14 protein-coding genes are annotated in these 18554 nt (G+C 36.3%); 5 read left to right on the forward strand and 9 right to left on the reverse strand.

Going from position 1 to position 18554, the window contains the following annotated elements:
• Positions 1-51: 51 nt before the first annotated feature.
• The gene (locus AC2JF9_RS02065; protein WP_500725068.1) at positions 52-1062 is read right to left on the reverse strand and encodes an AraC family transcriptional regulator; all 1011 of its coding nucleotides are present in this window, start codon (positions 1060-1062) and stop codon (positions 52-54) included.
• A 192-nt stretch (positions 1063-1254) separates the two neighbouring features.
• On the opposite strand from AC2JF9_RS02065, the gene AC2JF9_RS02070 reads away from it, so the two are divergent.
• The 3 genes from AC2JF9_RS02070 to pgmB are packed head-to-tail and all read left to right on the forward strand — an operon-like array spanning position 1255 to position 6431.
• Complete coding sequence (locus AC2JF9_RS02070) at positions 1255-2958, forward strand: glycoside hydrolase family 3 protein (protein ID WP_500725069.1); 1704 nt, start codon at positions 1255-1257, stop codon at positions 2956-2958.
• Positions 2959-2971: 13 nt separating this feature from the next.
• Complete coding sequence (locus tag AC2JF9_RS02075) at positions 2972-5791, forward strand: alpha-L-rhamnosidase (protein WP_500725070.1); 2820 nt, start codon at positions 2972-2974, stop codon at positions 5789-5791.
• Positions 5772-6431, forward strand: a complete 660-nt coding sequence (gene pgmB / locus AC2JF9_RS02080; RefSeq protein ID WP_500725072.1) for a beta-phosphoglucomutase — start codon at positions 5772-5774, stop codon at positions 6429-6431. The genes AC2JF9_RS02075 and pgmB overlap by 20 nt, the downstream gene beginning before the upstream one ends.
• Before the next feature lie 110 nt (positions 6432-6541).
• Here the strand turns inward: pgmB and AC2JF9_RS02085 are convergent, their stop codons facing one another.
• The 4 genes from AC2JF9_RS02085 to AC2JF9_RS02100 all read right to left on the reverse strand — a co-directional run bounded on the left by AC2JF9_RS02085 (position 6542) and on the right by AC2JF9_RS02100 (position 11585).
• Positions 6542-7630: a PTS sugar transporter subunit IIC gene (locus AC2JF9_RS02085; protein WP_500725073.1), complete on the reverse strand. Its 1089-nt coding sequence runs from the start codon at positions 7628-7630 to the stop codon at positions 6542-6544.
• 266 nt (positions 7631-7896) lie between these two features.
• A complete protein-coding gene (locus AC2JF9_RS02090; protein WP_500725075.1) occupies positions 7897-9285 on the reverse strand; it encodes an MFS transporter in 1389 nt (462 codons plus the stop codon).
• Between the two features lie 251 nt (positions 9286-9536).
• Complete coding sequence (locus AC2JF9_RS02095; protein WP_500725077.1) at positions 9537-10880, reverse strand: glucose-6-phosphate isomerase; 1344 nt, start codon at positions 10878-10880, stop codon at positions 9537-9539.
• Positions 10881-10970: 90 nt separating this feature from the next.
• A complete protein-coding gene (locus AC2JF9_RS02100; protein WP_500725078.1) occupies positions 10971-11585 on the reverse strand; it encodes a VanZ family protein in 615 nt (204 codons plus the stop codon).
• 140 nt (positions 11586-11725) lie between these two features.
• Here AC2JF9_RS02100 and AC2JF9_RS02105 point away from each other — a divergent pair, with 140 nt between their 5' ends.
• A complete protein-coding gene (locus tag AC2JF9_RS02105; RefSeq protein WP_500725080.1) occupies positions 11726-13918 on the forward strand; it encodes an LTA synthase family protein in 2193 nt (730 codons plus the stop codon).
• Between the two features lie 47 nt (positions 13919-13965).
• Entirely contained in the window at positions 13966-14832 is an 867-nt protein-coding gene (locus tag AC2JF9_RS02110) for an SPFH domain-containing protein (RefSeq protein WP_500725082.1), read from the forward strand.
• Positions 14833-14876: 44 nt separating this feature from the next.
• On the opposite strand, the gene AC2JF9_RS02115 is transcribed toward AC2JF9_RS02110, so the two are convergent.
• The 4 genes from AC2JF9_RS02115 to manA are packed head-to-tail and all read right to left on the reverse strand — an operon-like array spanning position 14877 to position 18441.
• Complete coding sequence (locus tag AC2JF9_RS02115) at positions 14877-16328, reverse strand: sensor histidine kinase (protein ID WP_500725083.1); 1452 nt, start codon at positions 16326-16328, stop codon at positions 14877-14879.
• Positions 16325-17056 (reverse strand): winged helix-turn-helix domain-containing protein, encoded by a 732-nt coding sequence (locus AC2JF9_RS02120; protein ID WP_500725085.1) that lies wholly within the window; start codon positions 17054-17056, stop codon positions 16325-16327. Before AC2JF9_RS02120 ends, AC2JF9_RS02115 begins: the two co-directional genes overlap by 4 nt.
• The gene (locus tag AC2JF9_RS02125) at positions 17053-17448 is read right to left on the reverse strand and encodes an SdpI family protein (protein WP_500725086.1); all 396 of its coding nucleotides are present in this window, start codon (positions 17446-17448) and stop codon (positions 17053-17055) included. The genes AC2JF9_RS02120 and AC2JF9_RS02125 overlap by 4 nt, the downstream gene beginning before the upstream one ends.
• A 24-nt stretch (positions 17449-17472) precedes the next feature.
• Positions 17473-18441, reverse strand: coding sequence for a mannose-6-phosphate isomerase, class I (manA, locus tag AC2JF9_RS02130; RefSeq protein WP_500725087.1), 969 nt, complete (start codon positions 18439-18441; stop codon positions 17473-17475).
• Positions 18442-18554 lie beyond the last annotated feature (113 nt).

Genomic DNA, 18554 nt, shown 5'->3' on the forward strand with positions numbered 1-18554 from the left:
ACTCTTAAAAGTCAAAAAAAACTGGCTAATTATTATGCCAGTTTTAGCTATTTAACTATTTTTTTTGCGATATTCTGCGGGCGAAATACCGAAATACTTTTTGAAGATTTTATAAAAATATGAGGGATTTTCGTAGCCTACTCTGTTAGCAATTCGTTCAATTGGAGCAGTTGAGTAAGTTAAATATTCCGCTGCAACATTTATCCGCTGTAAGTGAACCAAATTGATAAATGTTTTACCAGTTTGCTTCTTAAGATAGTCAGATAAGTAATTAGGATTAAAGCCAAAATGTTTAGCCATTTTTTGTAATGTAATATCTTGATAATGTTTCTCAATATATAAAAGTAAGGACAATAGATTAGTTTTTTGCTTTCGATAATCTTTAACTTTAATTTCAGCTTTTGCCGCTTGGCGAATTAAACGAGTAAATAAAATTAGCATCTCTAATCGAATTAATTGGTCAGATTGAATGTCTGGATGATAATACTCTGAAATAACATCATAGATTAGTTCCTTAATTTTAGGATTATGATTAATATCAAATAGGCTGTATCTTCCCTCACCAAATTCTTCATTAGACAAAAGCGAAAATAAAATATTCGAAATATTCGAGCCTTTCTCTTTATTGTTCAAATAATCAAGTTCATTCAGCGAAAATGCTGAACCGCGCAGTGCAATATTAACGACAATGCCATTTTCACTAATCGGCTTAACCTTATGGATAGTTCTATTACCCATAAAAATGAGGTTATCTTGTTTTACCTGAACTTCGGAATGTTCCATTACTACAGTACAATCTTCTACTAACGGAATCATAATTTCAACATAATCGTGAACATGATATGGAATAAACGATTCAGTAGGTTGAACGGCAATTGAAATCGAACTACTATTTAAAGTTAAATTATCGGAATATGTATCAAAAAAACGATATACAGGTTCATTATTTACTTTGCCAATTTTTTTGGTTAAATTACCACTTTTTTTAACTGTTTCTAAAACGTCAGACCAGTCTCTAGGTGAATTGTTTTTTCTAAGGAGTTTAAGGGTTTGTTCTTTCAAGAAAATTGACCTTCTTTACTTTCTTTAGTTAGTAACACTTACATTGATCAAAAATTAAGCTAGTTATTTCTTTAATTGAAAAACTGTGAAATGAACACAATTTTTATGACTTTTGACAATAGCGATAACATCAGCTCTAGATTAAAATTGAAATTGAAATCAAATTATATTTATAGCACACGGAGGAAAAAAATGACAGATTTAACTCAGAAGCCATATAACTTATCAGCTTCTCAAATCGACTTTGTTAATAAAAAAGTTAAAAGTATGTCAAAAGATGCCAAAATCGGACAACTTTTCTTTGTCATCGGTTCAGACGAAGATAACACTAATTTAACAGAATTTGTTGATAAGTATCAACCGGGTGGGATTATGTATCGCCCAGATAATGCCAAGAAATTACAACACGAAATTTCTACGTCACAAGAAGCAAGTGATATTCCCCTTTTAATTGCTGCAAACCTTGAAGCTGGTGGCAACGGCCTAGTTAACGAAGGTACTTGGTTTGGACGCCCACTTCAAATTGCGGCAACTGATAATACAAAAAACGCTTATAACCTAGGAGCTGTTTCGGGTTACGAAGCAAAGCAGGTTGGTGGAAACATGTCGTTTGCACCAATTGTTGATATTGATAAAAACTTCCATAATCCAATTATGAATGTACGTACTTACGGAAGTGATAAAGACCGAGTAATCAAGATGTCCGATGCTCAAATTGCCGGACTCAATGATAACCATGTAATTCCAGTTGCCAAGCATTTCCCTGGTGACGGTGTCGACGAACGCGACCAACACCTTTTAAGCTCAATTAATTCATTATCAGCAGATGAATGGATGGAATCATATGGTCAAATATACCACCACTTAATCGAAAATGGCCTGCCAAGCATTATGATTGCTCATATTATGCAACCTGCATGGGAAAGAAAATTGCAACCCGGAATTGAAGATAAGGATTTACGCCCTGCTACAACTTCAAAACTGTTAATCGATGGTTTACTTCGCAAAGAATTAAACTTCAATGGTTTAACTATCACTGATGCCACTCCAATGATTGGCTATAATGCAATCTTGAAACGTTCAGAAGCACTCCCAGCAACTATCAATGCAGGGGTCGACATGATACTTTTCAATAAAGACATTGATGAAGATTATAAGTTTATCACTGACGCAGTCAATGATGGTACAATCTCCGAAGAACGACTTAATGAAGCAGTAACCAGAATCATTGCTACCAAGGTGGCTCAAGGAGTCATGGACATTGATAACAACCTGTGTGAACCTTCAACAAGCAAATTTGACTTAAAATTAGCCGATCATGAAAAGTTGGCTGCAACAGTGGCGAATGAATCAATCACTCTTGTTAAAGATCGTGATCAACTTCTTCCAATTACACCAAAGAAGTACCCACGAGTTCGTTTAGTAGTTTTAGGCGATAGCGATGACGGCGGCTTCAAAGAAGGCGGTAAAGTTACAGCTAAATTCAAGCAAAAATTGGAAGAAAAAGGTTTCCAAGTTACTGTATTTGATCGCAAAAACCTTGATTTCCGAGAAGTTTTTGAAGGCGGCGTGCAATACGAAAAAGATCAGTTTGATTTGGCTTTCTACGTTGCTAATGTAGAAACTGCCAGCAACCAAACTACAACTAGACTTGACTGGATTCACTTAATGGCAGCTGATGCTCCTTGGTTTATGAAGGACATTCCGACTGTCTTCGTTTCAACTTGCAACCCATATCATCTTTTTGATATCCCAATGGTTTCAACATACATCAATGCTTATACTGGCAATGATGTAACAATTGATGCCCTACTTAAGAAAATGATGGGCCAAGGTGAATTCTTGGGTAAAAACCCCGTAGATCCATTCTGTGGTCAGTTTGATACCCGCTTATAAAAGGAGCAAATTGATGTTCGAAATTAATCAAATCTCAATTAATCATCTTTCCGAGCCGCTTGGATTCGACCTAGATAATCGCGTGCGAGTAGAGTTTAGTGCTAATAGTTCATTTCCTATTCAAGACACGAAGAAAAAAGTTGTAGTAACAAGTGATGACATAGTTTATGATTCCGATTGGCAAGACTATGACAATAACTTTTTTGACTTTGAGCTTGAGCTTCAACCCCGAACAAGTTATAAAGTAACTGTCTCGCTCAGAAGCGAAGCCAATGAAACCAGCAAGGATAGTTTTTTCGAAACCGGTAAAATAAATGAGCCATTTAAAGCAGACTGGATTGGAAATTCTGATAAAGATCTTCAAAACACCCTGCTTAAAAAAAGCTTTACCAGTAAACAAAACATCGTAAGTGCTCGTCTTTACATGTCAGGTCTTGGCGTTTACGAAGCATACTTGAATGATGAAAAAATTGGTAATGAGTTGCTGGCACCGGGAGTTACAGCTTATAACCAGCTGATTCAGGTGCAAACTTATGATGTTAGTCATCTTTTACAACAATCAACCCAACACGAACTACTAATTTCTCTTGGTGATGGCTGGTATAAAGGTAATTTTGGCTTTGATGGTGGTCAAGACAATATATATGGTGACCAACAAATGGCAATTGCTGAATTACACATCAAGTATGAAGATGGTAGTGAAGAAATTATCAATAGTGATAATTCTTGGCAAACCACATCTGGCAGGATTACTAAGTCAGCAATTTACTACGGAGAAGATTATGATGCTACCCGTAAAATTACTGACTGGAAGGCGGCAACCGTCATTGACCATCCAAAAAACATTTTGCATGATCGATTAAGCCTACCACTAAAAGTTAAAGAATATCTTCCTGTAAAAGACATTATTCAAACCCCTGCTGGTGAAACAGTTTTAGACTTTGGACAAAATCAAGCTGGCTGGCCAGAATTTTTCAATCATGAAAAAGCGGGAACCGAAATGCAATTGCAAGTTGGTGAAATATTGCAAAATGGCAATTTTTACCGTGACAACTTGCGTGAAGCACGTGCTGCTTTTCACTATATTTCAAATGGGAAAGAAAAATGGATACGTCCCCACTTTACTTACTATGGTTATCGTTATGTCAAAGTAACTGGCAATCATAAGCCTTTGAAGAAAGAAGACTTTAGAGCCGCTGTTATTTACTCTGATATGAAAACTACGGGTGGAATTGCAACTGATAATTCCAAAGTAAATCGTCTTTTACAAAACGTTTTATGGAGTCAGAAGAGTAATTTCTTTGATGTTCCAACTGACTGCCCTCAACGTGATGAACGGCTCGGCTGGTCCGGAGATGCCGATATTTTCTCAAGCACCGCTGTTTTAAACATGGATACGTATGCCTTCTTTAAAAAATATGCGCGTGACATGCAAATTGAGCAAAAAGCTCATGATGGAATGCTCACTATGTATGCTCCGGCAATGGGTAACGACAGTGGCGGTGCTGCAATTTGGGGTGATGCTGCAACCGTTATTCCTTGGGTTGTATACCAGGCGTATGGTGATCCAGCAATTTTACGTCAAAACTACTCGAGTATGAAATCTTGGGTTGATTGGATTAGTAAAAACACCAGTACCAAATACCTTTGGACCGGCTGTTTTCAGTTCGGCGATTGGCTTTCATTAGATGGAGAAAATCCTGCGATGCCTACTGGTAAAACTGATGAAGACTTTATTGCTTCAGTTTACTATTACTACTCAAGTTCAATTGTTGCTAGTGCTGCCACAGTAGTTGGTAAGCAACAGGACGCTAAGATTTATAATGAGCAAGCCCAAAAAATCAAGCAGGCCATAGCGCACGAATACATTACTGAAAACGGTCGTTTAGCAATCGATACACAAACTGCTTATGCCCTAGCCCTTCGGTTTGACTTAATTCCTGAAAGTCAAAAGCAACGAGTTGTTAATGATTTAGTAACTAGACTTGGAAAAGACAACAACCACTTAAAGACTGGCTTTGTTGGAACACCAATAATTTGTCAAGTTCTATCTGAAAATGGTAAGCATAAACTTGCTACCCAGATCTTTTTAAATGAAGACTTTCCTAGTTGGTTATATGCAGTTAACCTTGGAGCAACGACAATTTGGGAGCGTTGGAACTCCGTTTTACCTGATGGTTCAATGAATCCTGAAGGAATGAATTCGTTAAATCACTATTCAATTGGTGCAATTATGCAATGGGCTTATCAACAAGTCTTAGGAATTAAAAATCAATCTAAGGGTTACCAAAAAGTTTTATTTGCTCCACAATTTGACTATCGCCTGAAGCATGTTAAAGGTCATTACGAAAGTTCGTATGGCGACTTAAAGATTGAATATCAGTTAGAAAAAGATAATAATCATACAATTGAAATCAACTTAGATGTACCCTTTGGACAAGAAGTATCTGTAACGTTGCCGCGTACTAATGAAAGCGTCGTTGTAAATGGCGTTGCTGAAAAATTACCTCTAACTTTATCTGGCGGAAATTATACTATTACTTATCAACCTGAATCTGGCTACATTGAATACTATGATTTAAACATGCCAGCAAAGCAGATTATGTCTGACGAAGAATTAGTTGAAAAATTGCATTCAATTAATAGTGTATTCGAATTTCTAAAAGATCCTAAGAATTTAGCAACTTTTGGCTCAAGTTCACTAAAAGAAATGAACATAATGTTACCGTTTATCAATATTTCAGATGATGATTTTGCTGAAATTAAATCTATTATGGCTAAAACACCTTTAGCCAGCGAAAGGAAGTTTATCAATGAAAGGCGTACTGTTTGATCTTGATGGTGTAATTGCGGATACTTCTGTTTACCATTTTCAAGCTTGGCGCAAGTTAATCAAAGACCACTTTAATCGTGACCTACCCGATGAATTAGAAGTGCAAACTAAAGGTGTAAGCAGAGCCGATTCATTGACCGCCATTTTAAATTACTTAAATATAAAGGTCAGTGAACAAGAATTTAATGAAATGACTGCTGAAAAAAATTCTGTCTTTCGTGAATTACTTGCAAGCCTAACTCCAAATAATATTTTGCCCGGAATCTCAGAATTGATTACCGAGTTCCAAAAGCATGACACTAAATTATCCCTTGCTTCTGCCAGTTTGAATGGACCATATATTTTAGATAAATTAGGATTAATGAATACTTTCGATGCAATTGCCGATCCAAGTAAAGTGGCTGCTGGAAAACCAGCACCAGACATTTTCATTGCTGCAGCTGACGCGATTGGCTTAAAACCAAAAGACTGTGTCGGAATTGAAGATTCGGTTGCTGGAATTACGGCGATTAATCGTTCAGGTGCACTCTCCGTAGGCATCGGTTCTAAATCAGAACTTGGTGAAGCTAAACTATTATTTTCTGAAACCTCTGCTTTAAATTATGAACAAATTGAAAGTGCTTGGAAAAAGCTAAATTAACTTCAAATACAACTTCTTTGAAACTAGAAAAAACAAATTGAAAAAAATCAAACTAAAAAGTCAACCTCTCATAACTTTGAGAAGTTGACTTTTTGCTATTCTTTTATTGTTTATTCGCCCAAGTAAGCAAATACAACTTTTTCATCGTATACATGAAGTACTTTTTCAAAAACAAAACGACATATAAACGCAACAACGCCAGGGATTACGATCCAAACAAGTAGTGCTACTACAACACTAATGCTAGCACTTCCCGCATCCATAGAAGCCAATGGTCCAACTAAACCTACTAAGCCAAAACCTGCTGAGGCTGGCGTTCCACTAACCCGTAATAATGCCACTGGAATTGCGGAAACAACTGCTGTGATTAGTGTTGGCAGTAAAATAATTGGGTGACGGAATAAGTTTGGCATCATCATCTTCATAGCACCTAAAGCAATTGCAATGGTCACACCCGATTTATTAGTACGCCAAGAATGTACAACTAAAACTATCGTAGTTGCCGCTACGCCCATAGCTGCAGCACCAGCTGAAAGTCCATTTAATTGAATTGCCATACCAATTGCCACTGTTGAAATAGGAGAAATAATCAACACAGAGAACATACAAGAAATTAATATACACATTAAAATTGGTTGTAAATTAGTAAAGGAGTTAATAACATTTCCTAACCACGTGGTGATTTTGCTGACATAAGGTAAAATCAGCATCCCAATCCAGCCTACTCCACCACCGACTAAAATCGGAGCGGCCACAATTTTAACTGAACCTAAATGATCACCAACTAATAACAATAAACCAACAGCCAATCCAGAAGTAATCATCGTGTTGATTAAGTCCCCTGTTCCAGCCGAAACAAAAACACCTTGTGCTTTAGTAGCGGGATTAACAATCTGCGGAACAAACTTAGTTACGCCAGAGCCCACATAAGCAGCAGCAGCGACTATTGCAACATCCAAGGGCGCCATTTTAAATTGAATTGCAATCAATGCTCCAATTAACAACGGAGTCGCACATTGAAAAATAAGCAAAGCTTGACTAATTCCGGCAGTTACTGAATTGACCCCAAAAAGCTTCAAAACAGCACTAACTACAGCATTTGGGATTAGCCCGACAATGATGCCAGTTGCCGTACCCGCTAAGATGTTATTAAAAAATGTTTTTACAGTTAATTTATTGTTTTCGGTTGTACCAGCCATTAGAATACTCCTCTTTCATTACATTAAATTTTAAGTGTACGTTACCTTTCAAAATTATCTTTGATAAGTTTGGCAAGCTTGTAATTCGTTGCATTTTATTTTCCTCCTAAAAATCAATTATTTTAGTATTTTATCATTTTTATTTAAAAAGTCCATAATTTAATTAAAAATATTTTAATTTTAATAGCATTACATTTTTTTGATCAACAAAAAAGGGAGTCAAATTACATGATTGTCTTTTGACTCCCTTTTAATAATATATGAAATTAATTTGTTTTTTTCTCTAGTCTAAATAAGTTTAGATAGCTAAAGAAAATGACGACGCAGAGTATTGCCATAACTAAAAATGCCACTTGACTTCCTTGGGCGGTTAAAACGGCGTAGTTGCCAGACCTTTTTTGCCAAGCAGAGATAATTGCGGCCATCACTGTGGTTCCCATTGAGCCTGCATATTGCTGACCAGTTTGAAAAACAGCCGTTGCGTCTGTATGCAACTCTTGAGGCTGCAATTTTGATGCTTCGGCCATCGTATTGTTAAAGGCCATTTGCCGACCAATAATCATGATGCCGTAGAAGATTCCAACCATTACAGTTGGGATTTTCAAACCAAAAACAGTAAACAATACACTAGCCGTAAAGCAAAAAATAGTACCAATTAAAAAAGGAGCTTTGGGCCCTTTTTGATCATATATATGACCAAACCAAGGATTGAGAATACCACTTAAAATACAGCCAGGAAGTAAAACTAAACCGCCAATTAGTGAGCTAGCATGATTGACAATCTGGACATAATTAGGCAAAACGAAACTGGTGCCGATGTTAATAAACTGCAGCAATAAGTATGAAATTAACGCAAAAACAAATGGCTTATTTTTAAAAACAGTTAAGTTAATCAATTTCTTTTCACTGGTCTTAGATAACCTAATAAAGATAAATACTAAAAGTGCAACTATAATCATACTCAGCCAAAAGCCAGTATCTGTTAAACCATTACTAATGCGATTAAAACCTAAATTGAAGATTACCATTGCAATCGCAATAATAGCATAACGTAACCAGTCAAAACTAGAGTGTTTTTTCTCATGGTACTGTTCAACATTAAAAAATCCCATAATTAAAACCAACACGGCTATTCCAGCAACAATGTGGAAAATCAACGGCCAGCCAAAATAATATACGACCGTTCCACCAAAAGTTGGCCCTAAAGATGGAGCCAAAATGACAACTAGACCAGTCAATCCCATATAAAAACCCCATTTCTCCTGAGGCATTAATTCGACAACCAAGTTGAACATTAACGGTATTGATAGGCCGGCACCAATTGAAGAAATGAGTCGCCCTACTAGCAAAACCCAAAAGCTATGAGCAAAACCAGCTACTATTGAACCGCTAATAAAAGCAATTGCAGCAGTTAAAAACAATTGCCGAGCCGAAAAACGCTCATTTAAATACGAACTAGACACCATAATAACCGCAATCATCAATAAGTAGCCCGTGGTTGTCCATTGTACCAATCCAAGGCTAATATGAAATTGTTTCATCAGGGTCGGAAATGTAACATTTAAACTAGTTTCCGTCAAAATTGAGACAAAAGCCATCAAAGCACAGCTAATAATTGATAAAACGTGTTTTTTTGTTTCTTCTTTTTCTTGCATAAGAGATCTCCTAATAATAAAAAAGAGTAAAAAGTCATAGACTTTTACCCTTTCCATAATTGATTGAATATCAATAATTTAAAAATGTACAGGATGAACTATACTAAATTATTTTATCTATCTTATTCCGCTCAAGGATCCGATCTCACTGATTACCGGAAATCAATCCAGATGCTCTTTAAGCAAACACTACTATCTTAGTATTTCAATTCGAAAAAATCAATCTGATTCAACACTAAAACTACTTCTAGTTATTTTTCAAAACGAGATACCAAGTCATCATGCAGTTCTTCATAACCTGGCTTATTCAAAAGACCAAACATGTTACGTTTGTATTCTTCAACACCAGGTTGATTAAATGGATTAGTGCCATTTAAGTAACCTGAAACCGAAATTGCCAATTCAAAGAAGTAAATTAGGTAACCCAAAGTGTGTTCAGTCTGATCAGGAATAGTTACAGTCATTACTGGGACACCACCATCAGTATGGGCTAAGACAACACCTTCATATGCGCGATCATTAACATAGCTCAAGCTCTTGCCGGCCAAAAAGTTTAGCTGATCAAGATTACGATCGTCTGAAGGAATAACTACATCATTTGCCGGGTTTTCAACTCTGATTACAGTTTCAAACAAATTGCGCAGACCTTCTTGAATGTACTGTCCAAGGGAATGAAGATCAGTTGTAAAATTGGCACTTGCTGGCCAAATTCCCTTATTGTCCTTACCTTCTGATTCTCCCATTAATTGTTTGCACCATTCACTAAACATTCTCAGAGTTGGTTCATAGTTTTCTACAATTTCAGTAGTATAACCTTTGCGGTAAAGAATATTGCGTAAAGCAGCATATTGATATGGTGTAGCCTTTGATAAATCAGTATCTTTATACTCACTACGCGCATCCGCTGCACCCTTCATTAATTGATCAATGTCAGCACCGGAAACCGCGATTGGTAAAAGCCCAACAGCCGAAAGGACACTGAAACGTCCACCAATGTCATCTGGTACAACAAATTCTTCGTAACCTTCAGCATCTGCTTCGGTCTTAAGGGCACCTTTAGCACGATCAGTTGTCGCAAAAATCCGTTTTTGCGCTTCTTCCACGCCATATTTTTCAATTAGCTTTTCTTTAAAAACACGAAATGCAACTGCTGGTTCAGTAGTAGTACCAGATTTAGAAATAACGTTAATACTGAAATCTTTGTCGCCAAGCCACTCAATTAAATCGTGAAGATATGAGCCCGAAAGAGAATTACCACAGAAAACAACTGTCGGATACTTATCTTTACCTTTACCATAAAAAGCACTGTTTAAAAATTCAATAGCTGCTTGAGCACCAAGATAAGAACCACCAATACCGATACAAATTAGAACTTTCGAATCAGCTTGAATTTTCTTAGCTGCCTTTTTAATACGGTCAAATTCGGCTTTATCGTAGTCAACTGGTAAATCAACCCAGCCAAGGAAGTCGCTACCTGCTCCGGTACCTTCTTTTAATTCCTTTGTTGCGGCGTCAACCATTGCTTGCATTTCACTAAGTTCATTTTCATGAACAAATGGTGTTAATTTAGTACTATCGAATTTAATTAAGCTCATATAATACGCTCCCCTATTGAATTAAATATCTATTTCACATGAACATTTTAGCAATCTTATTTTACAAATACCAGAGCTTTTTGCATAGTTTTAAGACTTTCGCCTAGCTTGCTTAAACACTGCATAAAGTAGGTATCCCACCACTGCTCCACAACTATTGAAGAAAACATCATCAATATCGCTGATTCCAGTAGCTAATAGAAATTGCATTGCTTCAATAAAGACTGAAAAAACTATACCGGCAAACAAAACTCGCAAAAAAGTTTGTTTTTTGGAAAAAACAATTGGTGCTAAAAAACCAAAAGGCAAAAAGCAGATAATGTTTCCAAAAGAGTTATAAACAAAATCAAGGCGACTTTCCGCATAAAACATTTTCCAAGTTTCTTTCATAAACACTAAGTTGATTTCGCTTAACGGTCGATGAAAGTTCAGAGAAAGTTGCCATGGGAAATATGTATCTCGAAACGTAGTTAGCATTAACAATAAAATTATATAAAAGGCAAATAACCACACCATTGCTTCAGATTTAATTGTGCGGCGACGATGAATTGTCATTAACCATACTAACCGGAGTACCATAAAGACTAAAAAATAAAAAATAGTCTTATCAAACGCCAACATAACTAACTTAATTAAAGCAAAATGATTTATTTGAGTAGCATACAAACGGGCAATTAGGTTATAAAGTGGTCCTAAAAAAATCATGTTTTCTTGTTCCTAAAATAGAGTTCATTTAAATTATACTCAATCTAGAACAATTATTTCTTAAAAAAAGACTAACAATCAAGAAAAGATTGTCTAAAAGGAATGAAAATTTTAAAATAATCAGATAAGGAGAGTTCATTTTGAAGAAAAAAAATCTGATTAATTTTATTCAAACTCGTACAGGCTTTTTTTGCCTTTTAGTTGTTTTATTTACCCTAAAGTATATTTTTGCGGCATATTACGACTTTAACTTAGGCATTTCAGATCCATATCAGCACATTATTATGTGGATTAGTCCAATTGGAACGGCAATTCTGTTATTTAGTATTGGTTTTTATTTTCCAAAGCCAATCGTTTCCTATTGTGTCATGCTATTTATGGACTTTGCCAATACTGGCCTGCTTTTCGCTAATATTTTAAATTACCGCCAGTTCTCAGACTTTATTACAGTTAAAACAATTGTTAATGCTGGCAAAGTGGCTCCCGGATTAGGAAAAAGTGCAGTCGCCTTACTTCACCCTACTGATTTGCTGCTTTGGTTGGATCTTATCGTTATTATCGGTCTTTTAATTGCACGTAAAATTAAAATCGAACAAAAGTCGTATGGGCTTCTCACGCCATTTGCAATAACCTCTTTTGGCGCATTGGTCTTGAGCTTGAACATTTTTTTAGCTGAATCATCTAGACCTCGCCTTCTAGGGACTACTTTTGATCGTTCCTATATTGTTAAGTACTTAGGAATTGACACTTATACTATTTACGATGGCATCAAAAATGAACAAACGGAACAAGTTAATCGAAATGCTAATACTGCAGACCTCAACAAAATTTTGTCTTATACGCGTAAAAACAAATTACCGGTTAATCCCGAATATTACGGCGTTGAAAAAGGCAAGAATGTAATTGTTATTCACCTTGAAAGTTTTCAGCAGTTTTTAATTGACTTGAAAATTAACGGCAAAGAAGTCACGCCATTTCTTAATTCAATTTACCATAATAAGCACTCGCTGAGCTTTTCAAACTTCTATCATCAGGTTGGTATTGGGCGTACTAGTGATGCGGAAAACATGCTAGAAACAGGAACATTTGGTATCTCGGATGGCTCTTTGTTTACCGCGCTAGGGAGTTCTAATACTTTTCAAGCTGCACCTCAAATTTTGCGGGAAAATGGTAACTATACTTCGGCTGTTTTCCATGGTAATGTTGGATCATTTTGGAACCGTGATGACGTATATAAAAACATGGGCTACAATTACTTCTTTGATCAAAATTATTTCAGCTTTGACCGCAGCGATCGCATTGGCTACGGAATAAAGGACAAAGTTATGTTTGCCGAAAGTATCAAGTATCTTGAACGAATGCAACAACCTTTTTACACCAAGTTTATTACCGTAACTAACCATACTCCGTTTGATATGGATGAAGAAGATCTTGATCCCAGTTTTAAAACAGCTGATACAACTGACAAGTCAATTAACAACTACTTTCAGACCGCTCACTATCTCGACCAGTCTATTCGCGAATTTTTTAATTATCTGAATAAATCTGGCTTAATTAAAAATACTATGGTCGTCATTTATGGTGACCACTATGGCTTAAGCAATTCGGAAAATGAAACTTTAGCTCCAATTGTTGGTGAAAGTTCCGATACTTGGAATAGCTATAACAATGTACAGATGCAGCGTGTACCTTTCATGATTTATTCTCCTAATTTGAAGGGCAACATCAAACATGAGGTTGCTGGCGAGATCGATGTTTTACCAACACTTTTACATCTCTTAGGTATTTCAAACCGTAAGTATATTCAATTCGGTAATGACCTTTTATCACCTAAATATCAGCCCTGGGTTGTATTCCGAAATGGCACAATCGTTAGCCAAAAATATGTCATAATTGGTGGTAAGGGGAAAAAAGGTGTGGTTTATGACCGTAAAACTGGTAAGGAAATTATTAACTATACTAAACAAGAAGAGACTGAAATTGCTGCTTTAGCAAAGAAAGGAAGAATTTCGCTTAAGTACTCTGATCTGTTGAATAATCACAACCTCCTTCGGTTTTACACTCCTGAGGGATTTAAACCAGTTAACCCTGATCAGTATGATTACTTAACTAACTTCCAGCAAATGGAAAATCTCAGGGCAAAGCTAAAGAATAAATCAACTGCACTGATTTCTAAACGGCATAAATCCACTACCAATTTGTATAAAACTGATGCCCCCGAACTGTCAGGCAGACAAACAGAAATTACTGAAATACCAGATTCTGTTTCTGAGAACCATTTAGAGGAAAAGAAAAATAAGTCTAGTAAAAATAAGAAAAAGTCTTATAATTAGAAAACAAACCTATTAATATTTTTATATCTACTTAGGAGTACTTTTAAATGAAAATTGCAATCTTAATTGTTGTCATTATTCTGCTACTATTATCTTGCTGCCGTGTGGTACCACAAAATAATGAAGGTCTAATCGAGACCTTAGGTAAATACTCACGGACGGTTAAAGCCGGTTTGGTCCTAATTATTCCGGTTATTCAAAAATTGCGTCGGGTATCTTTGGCAATGTTTCCTGCAGAAATATCTAAGTACTCTATTATTACTAAAGATAATGCCGAAATCACGACTAGCTTGACCTTAAATTACTTAGTCACGGATTCATATAAGTATTTTTATAACAATACCGATTCTGTAAAATCAATGGTTGAGCTAATTAGAGGTCACTTAAGAGATATTATCGGTCGAATGGACTTAAATGATGCCCTTGGTTCTACCAGTAAAATCAACACGCAATTGGCTGATGCAATTGGTGACTTAACAGATTTATATGGTATTCGGGTTGTCCGGGTTAACATTGACGAATTACTACCTAGTGTAGAAATTCAAAAAGCCATGGACAAGCAATTAACAGCAGATCGTGAAAAGATTGCTGCAATAGAAAAAGCTGAAGGAGAAGCCAAGAACATTGAGCTTACTACTAAAGCCAAAAATGAAGCTTTAATTGCCACAGCCAAAGCCAAAGCAGAAGCCGTAAAAACTGAAGCTGATGCTGAGGCGTATCGCATCAGTCAACTACAATCTAGTTTGGCTGCGGCCAGTGAGGGTTACTTCAGAAACCAGAGTTTAGACAGCTTTAATAAACTGGCTTCGGGCCCTAATAACTTAATTGTTGTCGATAAGGACAATATGACTGACTTAGGAAAAATACCTGCAGCAGCGAAAATCTGGCAAGATACAACCGATAAAGAAAAGTAATTCTTTTCATAAATAAAAAACACTTCTGTTTATAGAAGTGTTTTTTATTTTGCAATATATTGCTCATGACCTTGATCAAAAATTGTAATTTTAAAGTTTGAGCCTTCATTTGGATGTGACTCTACGCTAATTTCTCCGCCATGCTGTTTAACTAATGAAGAAACGATTGATAACCCAAGGCCTGATTCTCCGGTACCCGTTCGCGCTCTTGAAGGGTCAGCCTTAAAGAACCTTTCGAAAATATATTTCATCTGGTCTTCATTCATGCCCATACCGTTATCACTAACGGAGATTTCAGTACCGTTGGCAACACGACGCCCAGAAATCTTAATATTTCCCGCTTGCGTAAACTGAATTGCATTCTGGACTAGGTTAACCACTATTTGTGTGAAACGATCACGGTCAGCATAAATCGGTAATTCAGTTGGAGCTTGTACTTCTATTTTATCATTAGCTTTTTCAGCATTTTGAGAAAGCTGGGTATATACATCGTCTAGAACTTTCCGAGCATTAAAAGTTGTCTTAATTAAATTAATTTGATTATTGCGGATTTTTTCAAAATCAAGATTCTCGTTGACCAAACGAATCAGTCTTTTAGTTTCCCGCTTCATTAATGCAATTGACTTTGGCTTGGATTCTTCTGGAATAGCATCATACTGTAGTCCTTCCAAGATTCCGTTGATTGTTGTCAAAGGCGTCCTCATTTCATGTGCAGCGTCAGCGAGAAACTGATCTCGTCTTTTTTCTTGGCTTTTAACTTCATCATCTGACTTTTTAAGGGTGCGCACCATCTGGTTAAAGTTTGCTGCTAGTTGGTCAATTTCATCATGGCCCCTATAGTCAAGTTGCACATCAAAATTACCCTTAGCTACTTTTTGAGTCGCTACAGTCAATCGTTTAATTTTACTTGTCGTATAGTATGACAAAGCTAGGCTTAGTATTATACCAACAATCAAAACGGTAATAAAAGCGTTAATCAAGTTCTGTTTGGCCATCTCAATTGGCCGCTCAACACTTTTAACCTTTGCACCCATCCAAACAGCACCAATTAGTTTATTATCTAGCATCCAAGGCACTAACACTCCAGTAAATGAGTCTTTAGTATGTCCCAAGTATGTATGAGAATTATTGTTATTCTTGATTTGAATTTCTTGACCCTGCTTTAGAATGCCAAAAACGTCCGAAGCTAAGCGCAAATCTTCAGAAGTTGAGGGATAAATCTGTCTTCCTTCTGAATCGTAAACCCGTAAAAAGATATCATCACCATGCAGTACAAATTCCAACTGGGACAAAAAAGCTGAATTAAGCAAAAACGTTCCATTCTTTTTATCAGTAGCCGCAAGACTTCCAAGCGAAGAAGCATAGTCTTGCATGCGCTCGTAATTCTGCGTATATGATTGGTTAGTTACATAAGCAATCTCCGAATAGCCAATAATTGCCACAGTAGTTAAAATGATTAGCAAGAAGCTAAGCATATGTTGAAAAATTAACTTCATTTTCTAACCTGCGAATCATCAAATTTATAGCCGATGCCCCAGACCGTTTGAATAACATCTGCACCAACTTTTTCAAGCTTTTGTCTTAATTTCTTGATATGAGCATCAACTGTTCTTTCTTCACCAAAATAGTCATAGCCCCAAACGGACTCAAGCAGCTGCTCACGTGAAAATACTTGTTTAGGTTTTTGCGCCATCGTGTATAACAAATCAAATTCTTTAGGAGTAATATTATCTACGGCTTTACCGCCAAAGAAGACCTCTCGCCTGGTTTTCGAGATTTTCATATGATCAGTAACAACGTCAAAAGACTCCGAATTTTCATCTGCTGCCGCGTCTTTTTGTTTATCTTCAATAGAAATCCGTCGTTGCAACGCTTTGATTCTTGCAATTAAAGCCAGTGGACTAAATGGTTTTGATATGTAATCATCAGCCCCAACACCCAGTCCTAAAATTTGCTCCGCTTCACTACTTCTAGCAGTAATCATGATAATCGGAATAGTCGGCGAAATTGCACACACTTCTTTGGCTACTTGAATACCATCTTTTTTGGGCAAATTTAAATCTAAGGTAATTAAGTCATATTGGCGGGGGTTTTGAGCAAATTTCTCTACAGCTTGCACACCATCTTCCGCAATGTCACTGGTCCAGCCTTCTTTTTTAAAAAACATGCTCATCATTTCAGCAACTGATTTATCATCTTCTACCATTAAAATATTTAGTTTCATTTTTTGTCCCTAAATCCTTTAGTTCTTTCATGTTTTACTTTATCAGGATCGATATAATCTCCAGGTAACTCGTGACGGTCAATTAAAAACTTTTTTAAGTCTTTTTCTGTAGCCATAATTGAAAACACCAGAAAAAGATAAAAAGTGAGAAGCCAGAAAATAAAGTAGCGGTCCCATTTTAAAAAGTGAATCAGCAATCCAATCAAGATTTGGATTCCTCCAAATAAAAGAAAGTACAGACTCGCTCTTTTTTGCGCAAATTGAAAACTTGATTTATTAACTTGAGCTAAGTATGAATAGTAGCCGTATAATGGATTAGGCTTCTTGGACGGGCTAATTAACCATATTAACCCAACAACCATAATAATCGATCCAAAAGCGATATAAATCATACTTATTCTCCTCTAAATAGTTGATTATTCTTCATTTCCAGGAGCAGAAATAACCAGTTTCATTTTACCAGTAAGAGTAAAGTTCTTCATTTGATTAGGAATAATCAAGTTCATTCCTCTTGCTAAATTGTATGTTTTTGAACCTAGCTCTAACTGCCCTGATCCTTCAATCACCGTAACTAACTTATACGGATGACCATTAAGTCCGGTTTCCCATTTACCAGCTAAATCAACTTGCCATAAGTAAAAGTGCGGCGAAACCGGTGGTTGAACTAAAGTCTTAATCTCAGCATCTTGATCTTCTTTTACTTGAATATCAAGTTGAGGATCAACATGCGGCACAGTGGTAACATCAATTGATTTTTGGGTATGCAGCTCGCGCTTTTTACCTGTTTGATTATCGACACGATCATAATCATACAAGCGATATGTAACATCACTGGATTGCTGTGTTTCGATTACCAAGATTCCTTTAGTCAAGGCATGAATAGTTCCGGCAGGTACATAGAAAAAGTCACCCGTTTTAACTGGCACTTTACGCAATAATTTATCCCATTTGCCTTTTTTAATCATGTCTGCCAGTTCTTCACGTGTTTTAGCAGTATGCCCATAAATTAAATATGATCCGGGATCCGCTTGCAGGACATACCAACTTTCGGTTTTACCGCGATCATGTTCCACCTTTCGAGCATAATCATCATCAGGATGAACTTGCACAGACAAATTATCGTTAGCATCAAGGAATTTCACTAATAAAGGAAATTCTTTACTTTTAGGATAACCAAATAGCTCATGATGATTGCGATAAAGGGTTCGCAAAGACTGTCCTTTAAAATCACCATCTGTTACAGTAGAAGCATCATCCTTATATCCCGAGATAACCCAAGCCTCACCGACCTGGCCGTCCGGAATATCGTAGTTAAAGATTGTTTTTAATTTTCGACCACCCCAAATTTTTGGTCTAAAGTATGGCGTTAAAAAAATTGGTTCCATATATAACACCTCATAATAAGTTTAAACTTTTGCTCTCTCGATTTAAAACCATTTTTCAAATATAAAAAATTTTGATTTTTTTATTTTACCTGTTTTAAAGTAAAATACAATAA

Source organism: Lactobacillus sp. C449L, assembly GCF_059900815.1.